This is a genomic window from Stenotrophomonas sp. YJH_SMC_82 (assembly GCF_059368875.1).
This window is the reverse complement of sequence record NZ_JCAFSE010000001.1, coordinates 617219-634802: the sequence shown is the minus strand read 5'-3', so window position 1 is coordinate 634802 and position 17584 is coordinate 617219. Positions and strand designations below refer to the sequence as shown.

At 67.0% G+C, this 17584-nt stretch carries 14 protein-coding genes; 6 read left to right on the top strand and 8 right to left on the bottom strand.

Annotated features, from left to right (window positions below; translation table 11 throughout):
* Positions 1-28 precede the first annotated feature (28 nt).
* Entirely contained in the window at positions 29-1318 is a 1290-nt protein-coding gene (locus AC5P53_RS02905; protein ID WP_241887116.1) for a sugar MFS transporter, read from the bottom strand.
* Between the two features lie 376 nt (positions 1319-1694).
* Between AC5P53_RS02905 and AC5P53_RS02900 the strand changes: the two genes are divergently transcribed.
* The 3 genes from AC5P53_RS02900 to AC5P53_RS02890 all read left to right on the top strand — a co-directional run bounded on the left by AC5P53_RS02900 (position 1695) and on the right by AC5P53_RS02890 (position 7990).
* Positions 1695-2714, top strand: a complete 1020-nt coding sequence (locus AC5P53_RS02900) for a glucokinase family protein (protein ID WP_049439954.1) — start codon at positions 1695-1697, stop codon at positions 2712-2714.
* A gap of 143 nt (positions 2715-2857) precedes the next feature.
* Positions 2858-5521, top strand: a complete 2664-nt coding sequence (locus tag AC5P53_RS02895) for a TonB-dependent receptor (protein WP_227864574.1) — start codon at positions 2858-2860, stop codon at positions 5519-5521.
* A 111-nt stretch (positions 5522-5632) separates the two neighbouring features.
* Positions 5633-7990: a beta-N-acetylhexosaminidase gene (locus tag AC5P53_RS02890; protein ID WP_197621285.1), complete on the top strand. Its 2358-nt coding sequence runs from the start codon at positions 5633-5635 to the stop codon at positions 7988-7990.
* A 117-nt stretch (positions 7991-8107) separates the two neighbouring features.
* Here the strand turns inward: AC5P53_RS02890 and AC5P53_RS02885 are convergent, their stop codons facing one another.
* Both AC5P53_RS02885 and AC5P53_RS02880 read right to left on the bottom strand, forming a co-directional pair.
* The gene (locus AC5P53_RS02885) at positions 8108-8500 is read right to left on the bottom strand and encodes a VanZ family protein (RefSeq protein WP_241887117.1); all 393 of its coding nucleotides are present in this window, start codon (positions 8498-8500) and stop codon (positions 8108-8110) included.
* Positions 8497-9681, bottom strand: coding sequence for a class I SAM-dependent methyltransferase (locus tag AC5P53_RS02880; RefSeq protein WP_014648426.1), 1185 nt, complete (start codon positions 9679-9681; stop codon positions 8497-8499). Before AC5P53_RS02880 ends, AC5P53_RS02885 begins: the two co-directional genes overlap by 4 nt.
* A gap of 59 nt (positions 9682-9740) precedes the next feature.
* Between AC5P53_RS02880 and AC5P53_RS02875 the strand changes: the two genes are divergently transcribed.
* Positions 9741-10478, top strand: coding sequence for a pteridine reductase (locus AC5P53_RS02875; protein ID WP_014648427.1), 738 nt, complete (start codon positions 9741-9743; stop codon positions 10476-10478).
* A 65-nt stretch (positions 10479-10543) separates the two neighbouring features.
* Here AC5P53_RS02875 and folK read toward each other — a convergent pair whose 3' ends face one another.
* Positions 10544-11029: a 2-amino-4-hydroxy-6-hydroxymethyldihydropteridine diphosphokinase gene (gene folK / locus AC5P53_RS02870; RefSeq protein WP_014648428.1), complete on the bottom strand. Its 486-nt coding sequence runs from the start codon at positions 11027-11029 to the stop codon at positions 10544-10546.
* An 89-nt stretch (positions 11030-11118) separates the two neighbouring features.
* On the opposite strand from folK, the gene AC5P53_RS02865 reads away from it, so the two are divergent.
* On the top strand, positions 11119-11862 hold the full coding sequence (locus AC5P53_RS02865) for a proteasome-type protease (RefSeq protein ID WP_046432549.1): 744 nt from the start codon (positions 11119-11121) through the stop codon (positions 11860-11862).
* Positions 11863-11937: 75 nt separating this feature from the next.
* On the opposite strand, the gene AC5P53_RS02860 is transcribed toward AC5P53_RS02865, so the two are convergent.
* The 4 genes from AC5P53_RS02860 to AC5P53_RS02845 form a co-directional block, all read right to left on the bottom strand.
* Positions 11938-13449 (bottom strand): ATP-binding response regulator, encoded by a 1512-nt coding sequence (locus tag AC5P53_RS02860; protein ID WP_046432552.1) that lies wholly within the window; start codon positions 13447-13449, stop codon positions 11938-11940.
* Positions 13450-13453: 4 nt separating this feature from the next.
* Positions 13454-13894, bottom strand: a complete 441-nt coding sequence (locus AC5P53_RS02855) for a response regulator (RefSeq protein WP_005411057.1) — start codon at positions 13892-13894, stop codon at positions 13454-13456.
* Positions 13891-15708 carry a sensor histidine kinase gene (locus tag AC5P53_RS02850; protein WP_046432554.1) on the bottom strand — a complete coding sequence of 606 codons (1818 nt, stop codon included), beginning with the start codon at positions 15706-15708 and terminating at the stop codon, positions 13891-13893. The genes AC5P53_RS02855 and AC5P53_RS02850 overlap by 4 nt, the downstream gene beginning before the upstream one ends.
* A gap of 191 nt (positions 15709-15899) precedes the next feature.
* Positions 15900-16283, bottom strand: coding sequence for a BON domain-containing protein (locus AC5P53_RS02845; protein WP_014648433.1), 384 nt, complete (start codon positions 16281-16283; stop codon positions 15900-15902).
* A gap of 170 nt (positions 16284-16453) precedes the next feature.
* Here AC5P53_RS02845 and AC5P53_RS02840 point away from each other — a divergent pair, with 170 nt between their 5' ends.
* On the top strand, positions 16454-17497 hold the full coding sequence (locus AC5P53_RS02840) for an oxidoreductase (RefSeq protein ID WP_049439961.1): 1044 nt from the start codon (positions 16454-16456) through the stop codon (positions 17495-17497).
* The last annotated feature ends 87 nt before the right edge of the window (positions 17498-17584 follow it).

Genomic DNA, 17584 nt, shown 5'->3' with positions numbered 1-17584 from the left:
GGGGTTGGCTGCCGTCCATCATCGCCGATCAGCTCCGGTCCTGCGGCAGGCCCACGCGGTGGCCCACCACCGAATAGAACAGGATGTACAGGTAGCAGGGCACCATCAGCAGCACGAACACCAGCTGGAAATCGATGTGCTGCTTGAGCAGAGCGAACAGCTGCGGAATGATCGCGCCACCGGCGATGCCCATCACCAGCAGGGCCGAACCGGTTTCGGTGAAGCGCCCCAGGCCGCGGATGGCCAGCGGGAAGATGGCCGGCCACATCATGGCGTTGGCAAAGCCCAGCAAGGCCACGAAGGCCACCGACACATAGCCGTGCGTTGCCCACGCGCCCAGGCAGAACACCACGCCCAGCACCGCCGAAATGGTCAGGTAGCGCGACTGCGACACCACCCGCGGAATCACCAGCAGGCCGACCACGTAACCGACCAGCATCGCGCCCAGGGTGAAGGCGGTGAACATCTTGGTCTCGTCCAGCGGCAGGTTGAAGCCATGGCCGTAGGTGCCGATGGCATCACCGGCCATCACTTCCACGCCCACGTACACGAACAGGCACAGCACGCCCAGCCACAGGTGCGGGAACTGGAAGATGCTGCGGCGCTCGACCGCACCGGCGGCCACCGGCGTAGCGTTGGCTTCGGACGATTTGATTTCCGGCAGCGGCGAGAACAGGATCGCCACCGCCAACACCACCAGCAGCGCCGCCATGGCCAGGTACGGAGCATGGATCTTGGCGGCGAACTGGTTCAGCAGCACGGCTTTGGTCGCGGCATCGGCCGCCTGCACCTGCACGTCCAGATCGCCAATGCCATGCAGCACCACCGTGCCGATCAGGATCGGCGCCAGGATGCCGGCGATCTTGTTGCAGATGCCCATCAACGCGATGCGCCGCGCCGCCGTTTCGATCGGCCCAAGGATCGAGATGTACGGGTTGATGGCCGTCTGCAGCAGGGCCAGGCCGCTGCCGATCACGAACAGGCCGCCCAGTGCGCCGGGGTACCAGCGCTGGGTGGCGAATTCGCCGAACAGGGCGGCACCACCGGCCATCACCAGCAGGCTCAGGCTCAGGCCCTTCTTCATGCCGGTGCGGCGCAGGATCCACGACGCCGGCAGGGCCAGGAAGAAGTAGGACAGGTAGAACACCATCAGAACCAGGAAGGCGCCGACCTCGCTGAGTTCGAAGGCGAGCTTGACGAAGGTGATCAACGGGCCGTTGAGCCAGGTGAAGAAGCCGATCAGGAAGAACAGCACGCCGACGATGGCGATGGAGGTGGCCACGTTCGGGCGCGCGCTTGCAGCGGGGACGGCGGACATCAGGAGGGCTCCTGCGGCGACGGCCGCAGAACGCGGCGTCGGAGAGTGGCTGGGAACAACGTTGTCACATTCTTTCGATGGACAGCTGCGGTTTGTCAACTTCCGTCCGACGCCCCCTGCGCCTCATGTTGCACTGCGCAAGGCGGTCGCCCTGCATCTCGCTGAATGCGCTGCGCGGCTTGAGCCCCATGGCACAACGGTTCCCGCGTGAATCCCGCATTCACGCCATGTAAACGTTTACCACGTGGCGCATTCGTTGCGGCGCAGCAACGAAAGTGTCACGAACTCGTTGACATCGTTGTCAGCGCGGTTACAGACTCCGGCCCAATCGCCGCTCCCGATCCCGGGGCCGGCCCCACCTGCAGCAGGAGCCCGCGTGACCGCCAGCCACCCCGCCCCGGCCCATGTCCTGTCCCGCGTCGCGCCCTCGTTCCTGGCCGCGGACGTCGGTGGCACCCATGTGCGCGTGGCCCGGGTCCAGGCCAGCGGCGATGCCGCCCATCCGGTGCAGGTGCTGGAATACCGCAAGTACCGCAACGCCGACCACGCCGGTCTCAGCGCGATCCTGTCCGACTTCCTCGGCGAAGGCCCACGCCCCACGCACTGCGTGGTTGCCAGCGCCGGCTACGCCCGCGAGGACGGCACGGTGATCACCGCCAACCTGCCGTGGCCACTGTCGGCGCGCCAGGTGGAGGCCGATGTCGGCCTGCAGCGGGTCTACATCGTCAACGACTTCGAAGCGGTGGCCTATGCCGCTGCGCAGGTGGACGCCAGCGGCGTGCTGCACCTGTGCGGGCCGGACACCGGCACGCGTGGCCCGACCCTGGTGGTCGGCCCCGGCACCGGCCTCGGCGCCGCGCTGTGGATCCCCACTGCGCATGGTCCGGTGGTCCTGCCGACCGAAGCCGGCCAGCCGACCCTGGCGGCCAGCACCGAACTGGAAATGGCCATCGTCCGCCACATGCAGCGCGACCGCGCCCACGTGTCGATCGAACATGCGATCTCCGGCCCCGGCCTGATGAACCTGTACCGCGCGGTGTGCGCGCTGCAGGGGCAGGCACCGACGCTGGCCAGCCCCGATGCGGTCACCGCCGCCGCCATGGCCGATACCGATGCGCACGCGCGCCAGGCGCTGGATGTGTTCTGCGGCCTGCTCGGCAGCACCATCGGCGACATGGCCCTGTTCTATGGTGCCCACGGTGGCGTCTACCTGGCCGGCGGCATCCTGCCGCAGATCCGCGAATACCTGCACGCCAGCACCTTCGTCGAACGCTACCTGCAGAAGGGGCCGATGGGCGAAGCACTGGCACGCATCCCGGTGAAGGTCGTCGAACACGGCCAGCTGGGCGTGGTCGGCGCTGCCAGCTGGTACCTGCAGCAGCAGTCGGCCGCCTGACACCGCAACAGGCTTCAACGCAATCGCAGCACGCAGTACGTGGCACGCCAACGCACGGGACTTCGCCGCCGCCCCGCGCATGTCATCGCAACCGTTATCGAACACCGCCGCCGGCATCCAATCGAGTGATGAGGAGAGACATCATGAATACCCGCAAGACCCTGCTTTCGGCCGCCATCGTCAGCTGCATCGCCTTCAGTGCGCACGCGCAGCAGGCTGCCCCGACCGCCACCGACCTGGACACCGTGACCGTTACCGGCATCCGTGGTTCGATGGAAAAATCGCTGGACACCAAGCGCGAAGCCAATGCGCGCGTGGAAGTGGTCACCGCCGAGGACGTGGGCAAGCTGCCGGCGCACAACGTCGCCGACACCCTGCAGCGCCTGCCGGGCGTCAACATCAGCTCGTCCAGCGCCGATGAAGGCGGTTTCGACGAAGCCGACCGTGTCAGCCTGCGCGGCACCAGCCCGAGCCTGACCCAGACCCTGATCAACGGCCACACCGTCGGTTCGGCCGACTGGTTCGTGCTCAGCCAGGGCAACAACGTCGGCCGCAGCGTCAGCTACTCGCTGCTGCCGTCCGAACTGGTCAGCTCGGTGGAAGTGAACAAGTCCTCGCAGGCCAAGCTGCAGGACGGCGGCACCACCGGTACCGTCAACATCATCACCCGCAAGCCACTGGAATTCTCCAAGCCGTTCACCGCGGAAGGCTCGATCGGCCTGGTGCGCTCGGACCAGGCCAAGTCGAACGACCCGCAATATTCGGCGCTGTTCAACTACAAGAACGACGAAGGCACCTTCGGCGTGATGGTGCAGGGCTTCAGCCAGAAGCGCGAACTGCGCCGTGAAGCGCAGGAAATCCCGGGTGGCTTCTTCAAGATCGGCGCAAACGATCCGGTCGCCAGGACCAATCCGGACCTGATCGGCGTCAACGTTCCGGGCCTGCTGGGTTCGACCCTTTTCGAACAGACCCGCGAGCGCAAGGGCGGCCTGGTCTCGCTGCAGTTCAAGCCGAGCGACAGCCTCACCCTCGGCCTCAATGGTTTCAGCTCCGAGCTGAAGGCGAACAACTACAACCGCAACTTCATGATGTTCGGCAACAGCTTCGCCAAGTCGCAGGCGCCGGATCCGGGCTATGTGGTCAAGGACGGCGTGCTGACCAACGCCAACTACAAGGGCGTGCCCGGCACCGACTATGCGGTGTACGACATGATCTACCGCGAGTCGAAGGCCAAGTCGAGCTATGTCACCTTCGATGCCGACTGGCAGATCAGCGACAGCCTGACCGCCAAGTTCCAGGCCGGCAGCACCAAGGGTACCGGCGAGACGCCGCGCCAGTACATCGCCGAGGTCACCCTGGCCAACGGCGGCGGCGCCAGCTGGGCTACCCACGGCAATGGCTCGCCGATCGACTGGAACGTCGGCGGCGACATCTCGCCCAACGGCGTGACCAGCTTCGGCACCTGGGGCAACCAGCAGGTCACCGCTGAAGACAAGGAGAAGTGGGCCACGCTCGATTTCAACCAGTACTTCAACGATGGCGGCGTGCTGAGCTCGATCGACTTCGGCCTGCGTTTCGCCGACCACAAGCGCGAAGCGCTGTCGCCGGAAGGTGCAACCCCGGGTGACATCTGGAGCGCGCTGAAGAACGGTGCGACGGCCAACTATCCCAGCGGCTTTGCCGGTGACATCGGCGGCACCTTCCCGCGCAACCTCTGGTACTTCACCCCGGGCGCGCTGAAGGACGCGGTGACCAACAACTCCACCTGGCTGGCCGGCAATGATGGCCCGACCGGTCGCCACAACTATGGCGCCGAGTGGAAGGTGAAGGAAAAGAACTTCGCCGGCTACGTGCAGGCCAACTTCCGCGGCGACTGGTGGAGCGGCAACGTCGGCCTGCGCTACGTCAACATCAAGCAGGACATCGACACCTACAACGCCGTCAGCAAGGCCGCCGATGCCGATGTCAGCAGCCTGTTCGGCATGTGGGAGCGCCTGGCCTTCCAGAACAAGCGCAACCGCGTATTGCCCAGCGCCAACATCAAGTTCGACCTGGACGACTCGCTGGTGCTGCGCGTCGCCGCCTCGCAGACCCAGACCCTGCCGGACTACTCGGCACTGGGTGCCTCCTCGTACGGTTCGGACCTGAACCGCACCGGCGGCGGTGGCAATCCGAACCTCAAGCCGACCCTGTCGACCAACCTGGACGCCAACCTGGAGTGGTACTTCATGCCGCGCGGCCTGCTGTCGGTGGGCGCGTACCACATGGACCTGAAGGACTACATCGCCTTCGACGTGGTCTCGCGCCAGCTGTACAGCGAACTGACCAACCAGCTTGAGACCTACCAGATCTCCACCCCGATCAATGCCGACGGCAAGGTCACCGGCGTGGAAGTGGCCTACGAACAGCCGATCGGCGAGTACTTCGGCGTCAATGCCAATTACACCTACGCCAACGGCACCACCTCGCACACCTGGTCGGACGGCTCGCACAATCTGCTGGGCACCTCGAAGAACACCTACAACGTGGGTGCCTACTTCGAGAACGAGCGCTTTGGCGCCCGCGTCAGCTATACCCGCCGTTCCTCGTTCCTGATCAGCCTGTCGGGCACCAATCCGTACTACCAGGATGACTTCGGCACGCTGTCGGCGTCGCTGAGCTACAAGGCCACCGACTGGCTGAGCATCACCCTGGATGGCCTGAACCTCAACAACCCGACCTACAAGTACTACCAGACCGCGGCCATCCCGACCTCGTTCTACAGCAACGGTCGCCAGTACTACCTCAACTTCCGCTTCAAGTACTGATCCAGCGGCGGCAACATCGCCGAGTCGTGCACGCACGCCGGGCCTGGGTCATTCCGGGCCCGGCGTTTTTCATGTATAGCGTTCATCGCACCGTTCCAAGGAGTCGTACCGATGGTCAAGCCTTCCCGCGCCCGGATGCGCAGCGCAGTGCTGCTGGGCAGCCTGCTCGCCCTGTTGCCGGCACTGCCGGCACTTGCCGCCGACCCCATGCCGGCCGCTGAGGCACCCGGCCCGCAGCTGCGTGCCGGCAGCCTGATGCTGATTCCCGCCCCCAGCAATGTGCAGCCTGGCCAGGGCAGCGGCATCACCGTGCGCGCCGATACCGTGCTGCAGGCCGAAGGCGAGGCCGCACAGCGCGTCGCCAGCCAGTTCGCCGACCTGCTGGCGCGCAGTGGCGGCCCGCGCCTGGGGCTGGCCAAGGGCAAGGCGGCGGCCAGGACCGGTGGCATCCGCTTCCAGATCGTGCCCACCTTCCGCGACAGCGGCGAGGGCTACACGCTGGAAAGCACCGCACAGGGCGTAGTGGTACAGGCCGGTAACGAAACCGGCCTGTTCTACGGCGCAACCACCCTTGCCCAGCTCGCCACCGGCGGCAGCAACGGCGTGCTGCCAGCGGTGCAGATCCAGGACGCGCCACGCTTCAGCTGGCGCGGTTTCATGCTCGACTCGGCGCGGCATTTCCAGAGCCTGGACGAGATCAAGCGCGTGCTCGACGCAATGGCCGCGCACAAGCTCAACACCTTCCATTGGCACCTGACCGATGACCAGGGTTGGCGCATGGAGATCAAGCGCTATCCGAAGCTGACCGGAGTGGGCAGCTGCCGCCTGCCGGCCGGCGACGGTGGCACCGATCCGGGCACTGGCAAGGAGCATCCGTATTGCGGCTTCTACACGCAGGACCAGATCCGCGAAGTGATTGCCTATGCCGCGAAGCTGCATATCCAGGTGATTCCGGAAATCGATGTGCCGGGGCACGCGACCGCGGCGATTGCCGCGTACCCGGAACTGGGTTCGATCAATACCCCGCTGAAGCCGCTCAGCGAATGGGGCGTGTTCCCGAACCTGTTCAACGTGGAAGACAGTACTGTCACCTTCCTCGAGAACGTACTGGAGGAAGTGATCGAACTGTTCCCGGCCAAGTACGTGCACGTCGGCGGCGACGAGGCGGTCAAGGACCAGTGGGAAGCCTCCAGGCAGGTCCAGCAGCGCATGCGTGCGCTGGGCATCAAGGATGAAATGGCCATGCAGAGCCACATCATCAAGCGCCTGGAGACCTTCCTGGAGGAGCACGACCGGCGCCTGATCGGCTGGGATGAAATCCTCGAAGGCGGGCTGCCGCCGCAGGCCACGGTGATGTCCTGGCAGGGCACCGAAGGTGGCCTGGCCGCGGCCAGTGCTGGCCATGACGTGGTCATGTCGCCCGTGGGCTACCTCTATCTGGATTACCTGCAGACGGCCTCGCCGAACGAACCGCCGGGCCGCCCGGCCCAGGTCAACCTCGGCAAGCTGTACAACTTCGAGCCCGTGCCGGCCGAGCTGGCCGCTGACAAGCGCGGGCACATCCTCGGCCTGCAGGCCAACATGTTCACCGAACACACGCGCACCTATGCGCGCCTGCAGCACAACCTGTTCCCGCGCCTGGCCGCGGTGGCCGAGACCGGCTGGAGCAGGCCGGAGCATCGCGACTTCCGCGATTTCCTCGCGCGCCTGCCCGCGCAGCTGCAACGCTACCGCGCCTGGGGCCTGGCCTACGCGCAGACCCCGTTCGAAGTGGGCGTGGACTACACCGACAACCGCGCCGCCAACACGGTGACCGTGTCGCTGGCCAACCCGCTGGGCTATGAGGTGCGCTACAGCACCGATGGCCAGCCGGTGACGGCGCAGTCGCCGCTGTACCAGCAGCCGCTGACCAGTACGCTGCCGACCACGGTGCAGGCCGCCGCGTTCTACCAGGGCCAGATGCTGGCGGCGAAGCCGACGGTCGCGGACTTCAGTGCGCAATCGCTGCTCAGCCGCCGCAGTGACGAACTGCTCAGCTGCGTAGGCAAGAAGGGGCTGGTGCTGCGCCTGGAAGACGATGGCCCGCGCGAGGGAAACCGCGCAGTGTTCAACGTGGACATCTTCCAGCCATGCTGGCGCTGGCCACAGGCACAGCTGGACGGCATCGGCAGCGTGGAAGTCCGCGCGGGGCGTATTCCGTACTACTTCCAGCTGGCCCACGACGAGCCCAAGCGTCGCTTCGAGAAGGCCAAGCGTGCGCATGGCGAGATGCTGGTGCGTCGCGGCGACTGCAGCGGCAAGGTGCTGGCCGAAGTGCCGCTGCCGGCCACGCCGGATGCCGATGGCTTCGTGACGCTGCGTGCGACGCTGCCGAAGGGCTCCCAGGGCACCGGTGACCTGTGCATCAACTTCACCGGCGACACGCGCCCGGCGATGTGGGTGCTGGATGAGGTCACGCTGGGGAAGTGACCCCAAGCCTGTCCTGGCGCAATCGATCCACGCATGGCGTGGATCTACTGTAGAGCCGAGCCCATGCTCGGCTGCCTTTGGGAGGAAGCCGAGCATGGGCTCGGCTCTACAGGAACTTTACCCGCGCCAGCGCAGCAGCAGATCGCGCAGCGGGGTCAGTGCCGTAGCCAGGCCGGCCAGCACGCCGATCGTGTTGGCCAGCGCGTCCATCGGATCGGCCATGCGGTCATCGGTCAATGCCCCCTGCGCGAACTCGATGCCGATCCCCATCAGCACCAGGCCCACGCCCACCCACAGCAGCGGACGTCCGCGCCGGAACAGCTGTACCGCGCTGCCAGCCAGGATGAAATAGGCGAGGAAGTGCTCACCCTTGTCGCCGTTTTCCGGCAACGGAACCGGTGGCGGTGGGATCAGGCAGACCACGATCACCAGCAACACCGCGCTGAACCACAGTGCGGTCCACAGCCGCGGCCGCCGCAGCGGCTTGATCAGCGGCAGCGCATCGCTCACAGGCGCCAGCTCAGGTCACCCAGCTCGAAGGCGGGCTCGAAGTCGACGCCGCGCTGCAGGCCGATCGCCTGGAAGCGCTCCCCCATCTCGGTCGGCAGGGTCAGCTTCTTCACCTGGTCGCGCAGCTGGATGCGGCCGACCTCATCAGTGCGCTCCTCGGCCAGCGACAGCACCTGGTCCAGGCCGTTGCCGAGCAGGAAGCTGGCCTGGCTGCAGTAGCCCGCCAGCTCGAAACCGCCGTGCATGCCGGCCTCGGCCATCGCGGTGAAATCCACCGACGCGGTGATGTCCTGCAGCCCCGGCCAGCGGTGCACGTCGTTGTGCACGTGGTGGCGGTAGAACGCGCGTACGGTGCCCTCATCGCGGTCGTGCTGGTAGAACTCGCCACGGTTGTAACCGTAGTCGATGAACAGCATCGCACCGCGCTGCAGGCCGCCCGCCACCGCCTGCAACCAGTACGGCAGCTGCGGCAGCACCTCGGAACGGTAGCCCTCGGCGAAGGGGCGCTCCAGGTAGCGCTCGATGTGGCGCACCGCACCGTTGAGCAGGATGTCGGCCGGCTGCGCACCACGGATGAAGTTGCCTTCGGCGTCCAGTTCCACGGTTTCCTCGTAGACCTCGCCATCCCGGATCAGGAAGCGCGGCGTCGGCAGCGCGTCGATCACTTCGTTGGCAAACACCACGCCCTCCCAGTCCTCTTCGAACGGGCGATCGACCCAGTCCACGCGTGCGGCCAGCTCGGCCGGCAGGTTCTGCTGCAGGCGCTGTTGCTGGCGCTCGCGCAGGTCGGCGCTGGGTTCGAGGATGGCGTAGCGCGACGGCAGCGCGTCCAGCTCGGCCAGGCGCAGCAGCACCGCTTCGGCGAAGGCGCCGGTACCACCGCCCAGTTCCAGCATCCGCGCCTGCGTACCCAGCTGGGCGAACACCGGCGCCAGCGCGTTGGCCACGCTGCCGGCGAACAGGCTGCCGAGCTCGGGCGCGGTGGTGAAGTCGCCACTGCCGCCGAATTTGCTGGCGCCGGCGCTGTAATAGCCCCAGCCGGGGGTGTACAGGCACAGCTCCATGAAGCGGGAGAACGGCATTGCCCCGCCCTGCGCAAGGATTTCGGCGCGCAGGGCAGCGGCCAGCTGGTCGCTGTGGGCCAGGGCATCGGCTTCGGGCAGGGGGAAGGTGGGCTGCATGGCGTCTTCGAATGCGGTGACAATGGTGCACAGGATAGCCGAGCCTTGGAGGACCCTCGATGAGCGATACCCACCCCGTGGTCCTGATCACCGGCAGCGCGCGCCGGATCGGTGCGGCCATCGCCCGCCAGTTCCACGCCTGTGGCTGGTCGGTGGTGCTGCACGCCAACACCTCCAGCGCCGAGCTGCAGCAGGCTGCGTTCGATTTCGACAACGTGCGCCCGGGCAGCGTGCTGGCCCTGCAGGCCGACCTGCGTGACGCCGACGCCCTGGCCGATCTGGTCGAACAGGCCGTCACCCACTTCGGCCGCCTGGACGCGCTGGTCAACAACGCCTCCAACTTCTTCCCCACCCCGCTCGGCCAGGTCACCGCCGAGGCGATGGACGCGCTGTATGCGGTCAATGCACGCGCGCCGCTGCTGCTGTCACAGGCGGCAGCGCCCTACCTGCGCCGCCAGCAGGGCTGCATCGTCAACCTCACCGACCTGCACGGCACCGACCCGATGCGTGACCACATCGCCTACACCATGGCCAAGGCCGCGCTGGAGATGGCAACGCGCGCGCTGGCGCTGGAGCTGGCGCCGAAGGTGCGGGTCAATGCAGTAGCGCCGGGTGCGATCCTGTGGCCGGAACAGGGCAAGGATGATTTCGCCCGCGAGGCGCTGCTGGCACGCACGCCTTTGGCGCGGATCGGCACCGTCGAGGAGATCGCCGAGGCGGTGTACTGGCTGGTGGCCGAGGCCAGCTTCGTCACCGGCCACACCCTGCGCGTGGATGGCGGGCGTACGGTCAGCTGAAAGGTTGCCGGGGTCCACAACGGGGTCAGATCCCTTTTCCCGGCGGGAAAAGGGATCTGACCCCGTCACTCCAGATCCACCACCTCGAATGCCTCGCCAAACTGCGGGTGCGCGCGCCACAGCGTGGCCAGGTCCTGGCCGCTGACCGGGTCGATGAAGCCCGGCGCGATGTCGGCCAGCGGCTTCAGCACGAACGCGTGCTTCAGCTCCGGCCGCGGGATGCGCAGGTGCCCCGGGCCTTCCAGCACCAGGTCGCCATAGAACACCACGTCGATGTCCAGGGTCCGGTCGGAGAAGCGCGGCCCGCTGCGGTCGCGACCGTGCGCGTCTTCCAGCGCGTGCAGCCAGTCGTCCAGTTCCTGCAGCGGCAGATCGGTCTCGATCGCCACCGCATTGTTGAGGAAGGCCGGGCCATCGAAGCCGACCGCGGCGGTACGGTAGGCCGGCGATACCTGCAGCGCGCCGAAGCGCTCGCGCAGGGCCGCCACCGCGGCGTGGAGGTAGCGGCGGGGCTGGACATTGCTGCCCAGGCTCAGGAGCACGGTCGTCATGCGGTTCAGGTGGCAGCAATGGGGGCGTGGACATGCCGTCGTCACGGCGGCCTGCCTACAATCCGGGATGCACATGATAGGGCACCGACATGACCTATTGCGTTGGAATCGAGGTGGACGAGGGCCTGGTCTTCGCTGCCGACACCCGGACCAATGCCTCGCTGGACGATGTGCGCGTGCATCGCAAGCTGCACGTGTTCGAGTATCCCGGCCAGGCAGCCTACGTGCTGATGGCGGCTGGCAACCTGGCCACCACCCAGCTGCTGGTGTCGCGTCTGGGCCGCGACGCCGCAGAGCGGCGCGTGCCCAACCTGCGCGACATGCCCCACCTGTTCGAAGCCGCCGAGTACGTCGGCCAGCTGCTGGTGGACAGCCAGGTGCACACCAACCACAGCGAACATGGCCACGATGGGGTCAATACCCAGGCCACGCTGATCTTCGGCGGGCAGATCGCCGGCGAGCGCCCCGGGCTGTACATGATCTATCCGCTCGGCAACGCCATCGCCGCCTCGCCGGAGACGCCCTACCTGCAGATCGGTGAATCCAAGTACGGCAAGCCGATCCTCGACCGCATCCTCAGCCCGGCCACGCGCCTGGAGGATGCCGCACGCACGGCGATCGTCTCGTTGGACTCCACCATCCGTTCCAACCTGTCGGTGGGCCTGCCGATCGACCTGGCGCTGCTGCGCGACGGCGAACTGCGCATCGGCCAGCAGCTGCGGCTGGGTGCGGATTCCACGCTGTATGCGGACATCCACCAGAACTGGTCGCGGCGGCTGGAACAGGCAGTGGACGCCCTGCCGCGCTTCCCCTGGGAAACCAACGGACGGTAGTGCCGGCCGCTGGCCGGCAACCGCGTTGATCCCACCACACAGGGATGCCGGCCAGCGGCCGGCACTACCGCGACATCAGCCCAGCGCTTCGGACACCGCGCGGAACACCTGCTGCATCTGCAGCGGCTTGCGCAGCACGTGCACCTGCACGCCAGCGGGAAATGCATCGGCCGCCACCTCCACCGCTGCGTCTTCCAGCACCAGCGCCGGGCCGCGATAGCCCAGCGTGGCCATCTCGCCCAGCAGCTGGCTGGCCGGCAACAACTTCGAGCCGGCGTCGGCAATCACCAGCGCCGGCATTGCCTCCTGCTGCATCCAGCGCAGCGCCGCCGGGCCATCGGAGGCCAGCTGCAGCTGATATCCCTGGCTTGACAGCGCATTGCCGAGCAACGACAGGCGCGTGGCCTCGCCATCGACCACCAGGATCGACTGGCCACTGCCCAGGGCCACCAGCTGCTCGATCGGCTCACTGCCGTCGCTGGCTTCGTGCATCGGCAAGTGCAGTTCGAAGCAGGTGCCCTGCCCCGGCTGGCTGCTGACATGGATGCTGCCGCCGGCACCTTCGACGATGCGCTTGCAGGAAATCAGGCCCAGGCCGGTGCCGTCGGCCTTGGTGGTGAAGAACGGATTGAACAGGTGCGACAGCGTGTCTGCATCCATGCCGATGCCTTCATCGGCCACGCAGATCCGCATCCAGTCCACGCCATCGCGCTGGCCGGCATGGCTGGCGGTCAGGCTCAGGCGACCGCCGTTGGGCATCGCCTGGATCGCGTTGAGCGCCAGGTTCAACATCACCTGCTGCAGCTCGGTGTAGTTGGCATCGACCACCAGGCCTTCGTCCTGCACCTGCAGTTCCAGGCGCACGGCATCGGGCACGTTGCTGCGCAACAGCAGTGCAACCGCATCGAACAGGCCATCGATCTCGATGCGCTCGCTCGGCTTGCGCGAACCGCGCACGAACGACAGCATCGATTCGGCCATCTCATGGCCACGGCGACCGCACTCGGCGATGACATCGGCCAGGTGGTGCAGCTGCGGATCCTCGGTGCGCGCCTTCAGCAGGTCCGGCATGATCAGCAATGGCTGCAGGATGTTGCGCAGGTCATGGCTGAGGCCGGCAGCAAGCAGCGACAGGCTTTCCAGGCGCTGCGCGCGCATCAGCTCGGTTTCCACCCGTGCACGCTCCACCGCGCTGCGTGCATCGCGGATCGCACGCGCCACCGCCGACGGCAGGCGCGCCGGCAGATGCTTGATGATGTAGTCATTGGCGCCCTTCTGCAGCGCCGCCACCGCGTTCTCCTCACCCATCGTGCCGGAGACGAAGATGAAGGGCACGTCCGGCGAGGTCTCGCGCACGATGCGCAGCGCGTCATCACCGGAGAACCCCGGCATGCTCAGGTCGGACAGCACGATGTCCGGCTGGAACGCAGCCAGTGCCTGGCGCAGTTCCGCCTCGCTCTCGACACGCTCGAAGCGGGCGTCCAGGCCCGCGTCGAGCATCTGTTCGGACATCAGCTCGGCATCCTCTGGTGAGTCTTCCACCAGCAGGATGCGCAGCGCCCCCAGGGCGGGACCGGTCAGGGGCATGGGCTCACTCGAGTTCCGGTGCCTGGTTGATCAACGCCCAGAACTTGCCCAGGGTCTGCACCGCGCCGAAGAACTGGTCCACGTCCACCGGCTTGACCACGTAGGCGTTCACGCCCATGTCCCAGCTGCGGGCCAGATCGCTTTCCTCGCGCGAGGACGACAGGATCACCACCGGCAGGCGCTTGAGTTCTTCATGCTCGCGGATCTGCCGAAGCACTTCCAGGCCATCCATGCGCGGCATCTTGATGTCCAGCAGCAGCACCGCCGGCAGGCCTTCCTCGCGATTGGCGAAGGCGCCGCGGCGCAGCAGGTAGTCCATCACTTCCACGCCGTCTTCGACGTGCACGATGGGATTGGCCAGACGCGCCTCTTCCAGGGCATCGATCGCCATTTCGGCATCCGCCGGGCTGTCTTCGGCGAGAAGAATGGTGCGCAGAGTGGTCATGCAGAAGGCCCTTGTTTGTCCGCGTCGATCGCGGGAGGCAGGTAGAAGTGGAAGGTGGCGCCGACGTCCGGTTCGGCCTCGGCCCAGATACGGCCGCCATGGCGGGTCAGCACGCGGCGCACGCTGGCCAGGCCGATGCCGGTACCCGGGTAGTCGCTGGCCTTGTGCAGGCGCTGGAATACACCAAACAGCTTGCCGGCGTAGGCCATGTCAAAGCCTGCACCATTGTCGCTGACCGTGAACTGATGGCCGCCATCGGGCTGCGGCTGGTAGTCCACGCGGATCTTCGCCGGCTCGCGGTTGCCCGAGTACTTCACCGCGTTGCCGAGCAGGTTCAGCCAGACCTGGCGGATCATGTTCTCGTCGCCCACCACGATCGGCAGCGGCGCGATGCTCCACTCCACGTGGTGCGCATGGCCGCTGTTCTCGGCCTCGGCCTGCAGGTTGGCATCGAGCATGGCGCGGGTATCGGCCACCAGCGACTGCATGTCCACCGCCTGCTGGCGCATCGCCGCGCGGCCCAGCCGCGAATAGACCAGCAGGTCGTCGATCAGCGCCGCCATGCGCCGGGCCGAACTGGAGATCACCTCCAGGTAATGCCGGCTCTTGTCATCGGCGGCGTCGCCGAGGTGGCGCGACAGCTTGTCGGAGAATCCGGCCACGTGGCGAAGCGGCGCACGCAGGTCATGCGAAACCGAGTAGCTGAAGGCTTCCAGCTCGCGGTTGACCTCGGACACCTGCGCGACCTTGCCCTCCAGCTGGCGGTTCAGCTCCTCCACGCGCAGCTGCACTGCGCGCTGCATGGTGACGTCGCTGATGGTCAGCAGCACCACTTCGTCATCGGTGTCGGGCAGCGGCATGCGCCGTGCGTTGAGCAGCATGTAGCGCACCATGCCATCGGCGGTACGCTGCTCATGCTCGAAGTCCCACAGTTCGCGGCCACGCGACAGCACATCGGCCAGGCGCTGGCGCACCACCGGATCCCGCCAGGCGCCGTCGCCGATGTTTTCCAGCAGCAGGCCATCGGCGCGCTCGTCCTGCAGGTCATACAGTTCGGCGAACGCCGGGTTGTGCAGCTGCACGCGCAGGTCGCGGTCGAGCAGCACGATCGGTTCGCGCACGGTCTGCAGCACCGACGCCGCGCGTGCGGCCGAGCGCAGCGATTGCCGTTCCGCATGCAGGCGGCGGCCGATCTGCCGCTGCAGCAGCCACAGCACCAGGCCGAGCAGGGCCAGCTGGATCGCCAGCGAACTCCACGACACCAGTTCGGTCTGCTTGCGCTGGCGCGCGGCCTGCTGGGCGCGCAGTGCCAGCAGATTCTGCTCGCTGGCCTGCAGCTCCTCCACGAGGCCACGGATCGGATAACGCGTGCTCAGGTCCTGCACCAGCTCACGCTGGTCGGAGTTCGGTTCGGACCGGGCCAGCTCGCGGGCAAGCGCCATGCGGCCTTCGAGCATCGATTCGATCCGACCAATGCGGATCAGCTGATCAGGATTGTCGCGCGTCATCCGGCCCAGTTCGGCCAGGCGCCCGGGGATCTCGTTGGCCTTGGCCATCCGCTCGCGCAGGCCGGGCGCATCCACGCCCTTGGACAGGGTCAGGGCGGCGGATTCGACGTCGCGCACATCGGCCTGCAGCTGTTGCAGCGCCACGCCAACGGACTGGGTGTGGTTGACCCAGGCCATCGCCTCTTCGCTGTCCTGCTGCAGTTTGCGCAGGGTCAACCACGGCACCACGATGATCGCGGCAGCCGCCAGCGCCAGGGCCGGCAACCGCCAGCGGTCCCAGATGTCGTCACTGAAAACCAGCGCCATAGTTCCTCGTCAGCACGGCCGCGGAGCGGGACCCGGGACGAGCCCGGCTGCGGCGGAACCGGCAATATAGCGCAGGCGGTCACAACTCTGGAGCCCAAAGCGCGGCAGGCTGAACGGGCCCCGCAGCCGGCCCCATACGCGAGTGGGCGCCCCCTTCGGGGCGCCCACCCTGTTCAACGCGCGGTGGATGCTCAGCGCTTGGCAGCGGCGCTGACCTTAAGCGCGGCGGCATCGACGCGGGTCACGCCCTTGATGCCCTTGGCGGTGTTGACCGCCTTGTCCTTCTCCGCCTGCGTAGCGACGGCACCGCTCAGGCTGACCACGCCGTTCACGGTTTCCACCTTGATCTCGGTGCCCGGAACGTTGCTGCTGGCCAGCAGATCGGCCTTCACCTTGGTGGTGATCCAGGTATCGGTCACCGGCTCATTGGAGTCGTGACGATCAGCATGGGTCGTCGGATGGGTGCTGGTCGGCGGGCTCTTCGCGGCCGGGTCCTTGGCGAATGCGGCCGAGGAGGACAGCGCCAGGCCCAGGGTCAGGGCGGAAGCAATCAGCGTGCGGGTGGTATTGCTCATCGTGTCGTACTCCTTCGGAATGTGCTGCCAGTCTGGACAACCCACCGTAGAGCAGGCGTGGCGTTGCGGTCATGCCGCCGTGAATCGAAACGTTTCCAATGGCAACCGTTCAGTTTTGGACGGCCAGCACCCGTCGTTTACCCTGCCCTTCCCACTGCCGGAGCCCTGCCATGCGCCCCGACCTGCAACTGGCCCTGATCGGCTACGGCCTCGCCGGCCGCGTCTTCCATGCACCGCTGATCCAGCACACCCCCGGGCTGGCGCTGCACAGCATCGTCAGTTCACAACGCGACACCCTGCTGCGGACGTTCAGCGATGTGCACGTGCGTGCCACGCCGCAGCAGGTATTCGATGATCCGGCCGTGGATGCCGTAGTGATCGCCACGCCGAACGAACAGCACGCGCCACTGGCCATCACGGCGCTGGCGGCAGGCAAGCATGTGCTGGTCGACAAGCCGTTCGCGCTGGATGTGGCCGAAGCGGAAACGGTGCTGGCTGCGGCACGCGATGCCGGGCGCATCGCCACCGTGTTCCAGAACCGGCGTTTCGATGCCGACTTCCTCACCCTGCAGTCGCTGCTGGCCGAAGGCAGCTTGGGCGACGTGGCCGAGTGCCACGCGCACTTCGACCGTTACCGTCCGCAGGTGCGCGACCGCTGGCGCGAACAGGACGGGCCCGGCAGTGGCCTGTGGTACGACCTCGGTCCGCACCTGCTGGACCAGATGCTGGTGCTGTTCGGCTGGCCCGAGGCAATCGATGCCGACCTGGCCGTGCAGCGCGAAGGTGGCGGCGGCATCGATTACTTCCACGCGATACTGCACTACCCACGGCATCGGGCGATCGTCCACGCCGGTTCCCTGGTGGCAGCGCAGACGCCGCACTTCAGTGTGCATGGCAGCGCCGCCAGCTGGATCAAGCACGGCCTGGACGTGCAGGAGGCGCAGCTGCGCCGCGGCGTGGCGCCGGGTGCGCCAGGCTGGGGCCTCGATCCGCGGCATGGCGAGCTGGTGCGCTGCGATACCGAAGACAACGTGCAACGCAGCACCGTCGACAACCTGCCCGGCGACTATCGCCGGTTGTATGCGCAGTTCGCAGCGGCGATGCACGGCGAGGGCGAAGCCACGGTCAGCCCGGTGCAGGCGCTGCAGCTGATGCGGTTGCTGCAGGCCGGCATGGACAGCGCGCGCGAAGGGCGCCGGATCGCGTTGGGGTGATCGGCAGGGCTGCGCCCTGCACCCGCAGAAACGGTAGTGCCGGCCGCTGGCCGGCAACCTCAACAGCAACGGCAAAAAACGGCTACC

Bases quoted from the DNA above. Each gene is read 5' to 3' on its own strand.
- AC5P53_RS02865 (WP_046432549.1), top strand. From the start codon at position 11,119: ATGACCTATTGCGTTGGAATCGAGGTGGACGAGGGCCTGGTCTTCGCT.
- AC5P53_RS02855 (WP_005411057.1), bottom strand. From the start codon at position 13,894: ATGACCACTCTGCGCACCATTCTTCTCGCCGAAGACAGCCCGGCGGAT.
- AC5P53_RS02875 (WP_014648427.1), top strand. From the start codon at position 9,741: ATGAGCGATACCCACCCCGTGGTCCTGATCACCGGCAGCGCGCGCCGG.
- folK (WP_014648428.1), bottom strand. From the start codon at position 11,029: ATGACGACCGTGCTCCTGAGCCTGGGCAGCAATGTCCAGCCCCGCCGC.
- AC5P53_RS02905 (WP_241887116.1), bottom strand. From the start codon at position 1,318: ATGTCCGCCGTCCCCGCTGCAAGCGCGCGCCCGAACGTGGCCACCTCC.
- AC5P53_RS02845 (WP_014648433.1), bottom strand. From the start codon at position 16,283: ATGAGCAATACCACCCGCACGCTGATTGCTTCCGCCCTGACCCTGGGC.
- AC5P53_RS02895 (WP_227864574.1), top strand. From the start codon at position 2,858: ATGAATACCCGCAAGACCCTGCTTTCGGCCGCCATCGTCAGCTGCATC.
- AC5P53_RS02890 (WP_197621285.1), top strand. From the start codon at position 5,633: ATGGTCAAGCCTTCCCGCGCCCGGATGCGCAGCGCAGTGCTGCTGGGC.
- AC5P53_RS02840 (WP_049439961.1), top strand. From the start codon at position 16,454: ATGCGCCCCGACCTGCAACTGGCCCTGATCGGCTACGGCCTCGCCGGC.
- AC5P53_RS02880 (WP_014648426.1), bottom strand. From the start codon at position 9,681: ATGCAGCCCACCTTCCCCCTGCCCGAAGCCGATGCCCTGGCCCACAGC.
- AC5P53_RS02850 (WP_046432554.1), bottom strand. From the start codon at position 15,708: ATGGCGCTGGTTTTCAGTGACGACATCTGGGACCGCTGGCGGTTGCCG.
- AC5P53_RS02860 (WP_046432552.1), bottom strand. From the start codon at position 13,449: ATGCCCCTGACCGGTCCCGCCCTGGGGGCGCTGCGCATCCTGCTGGTG.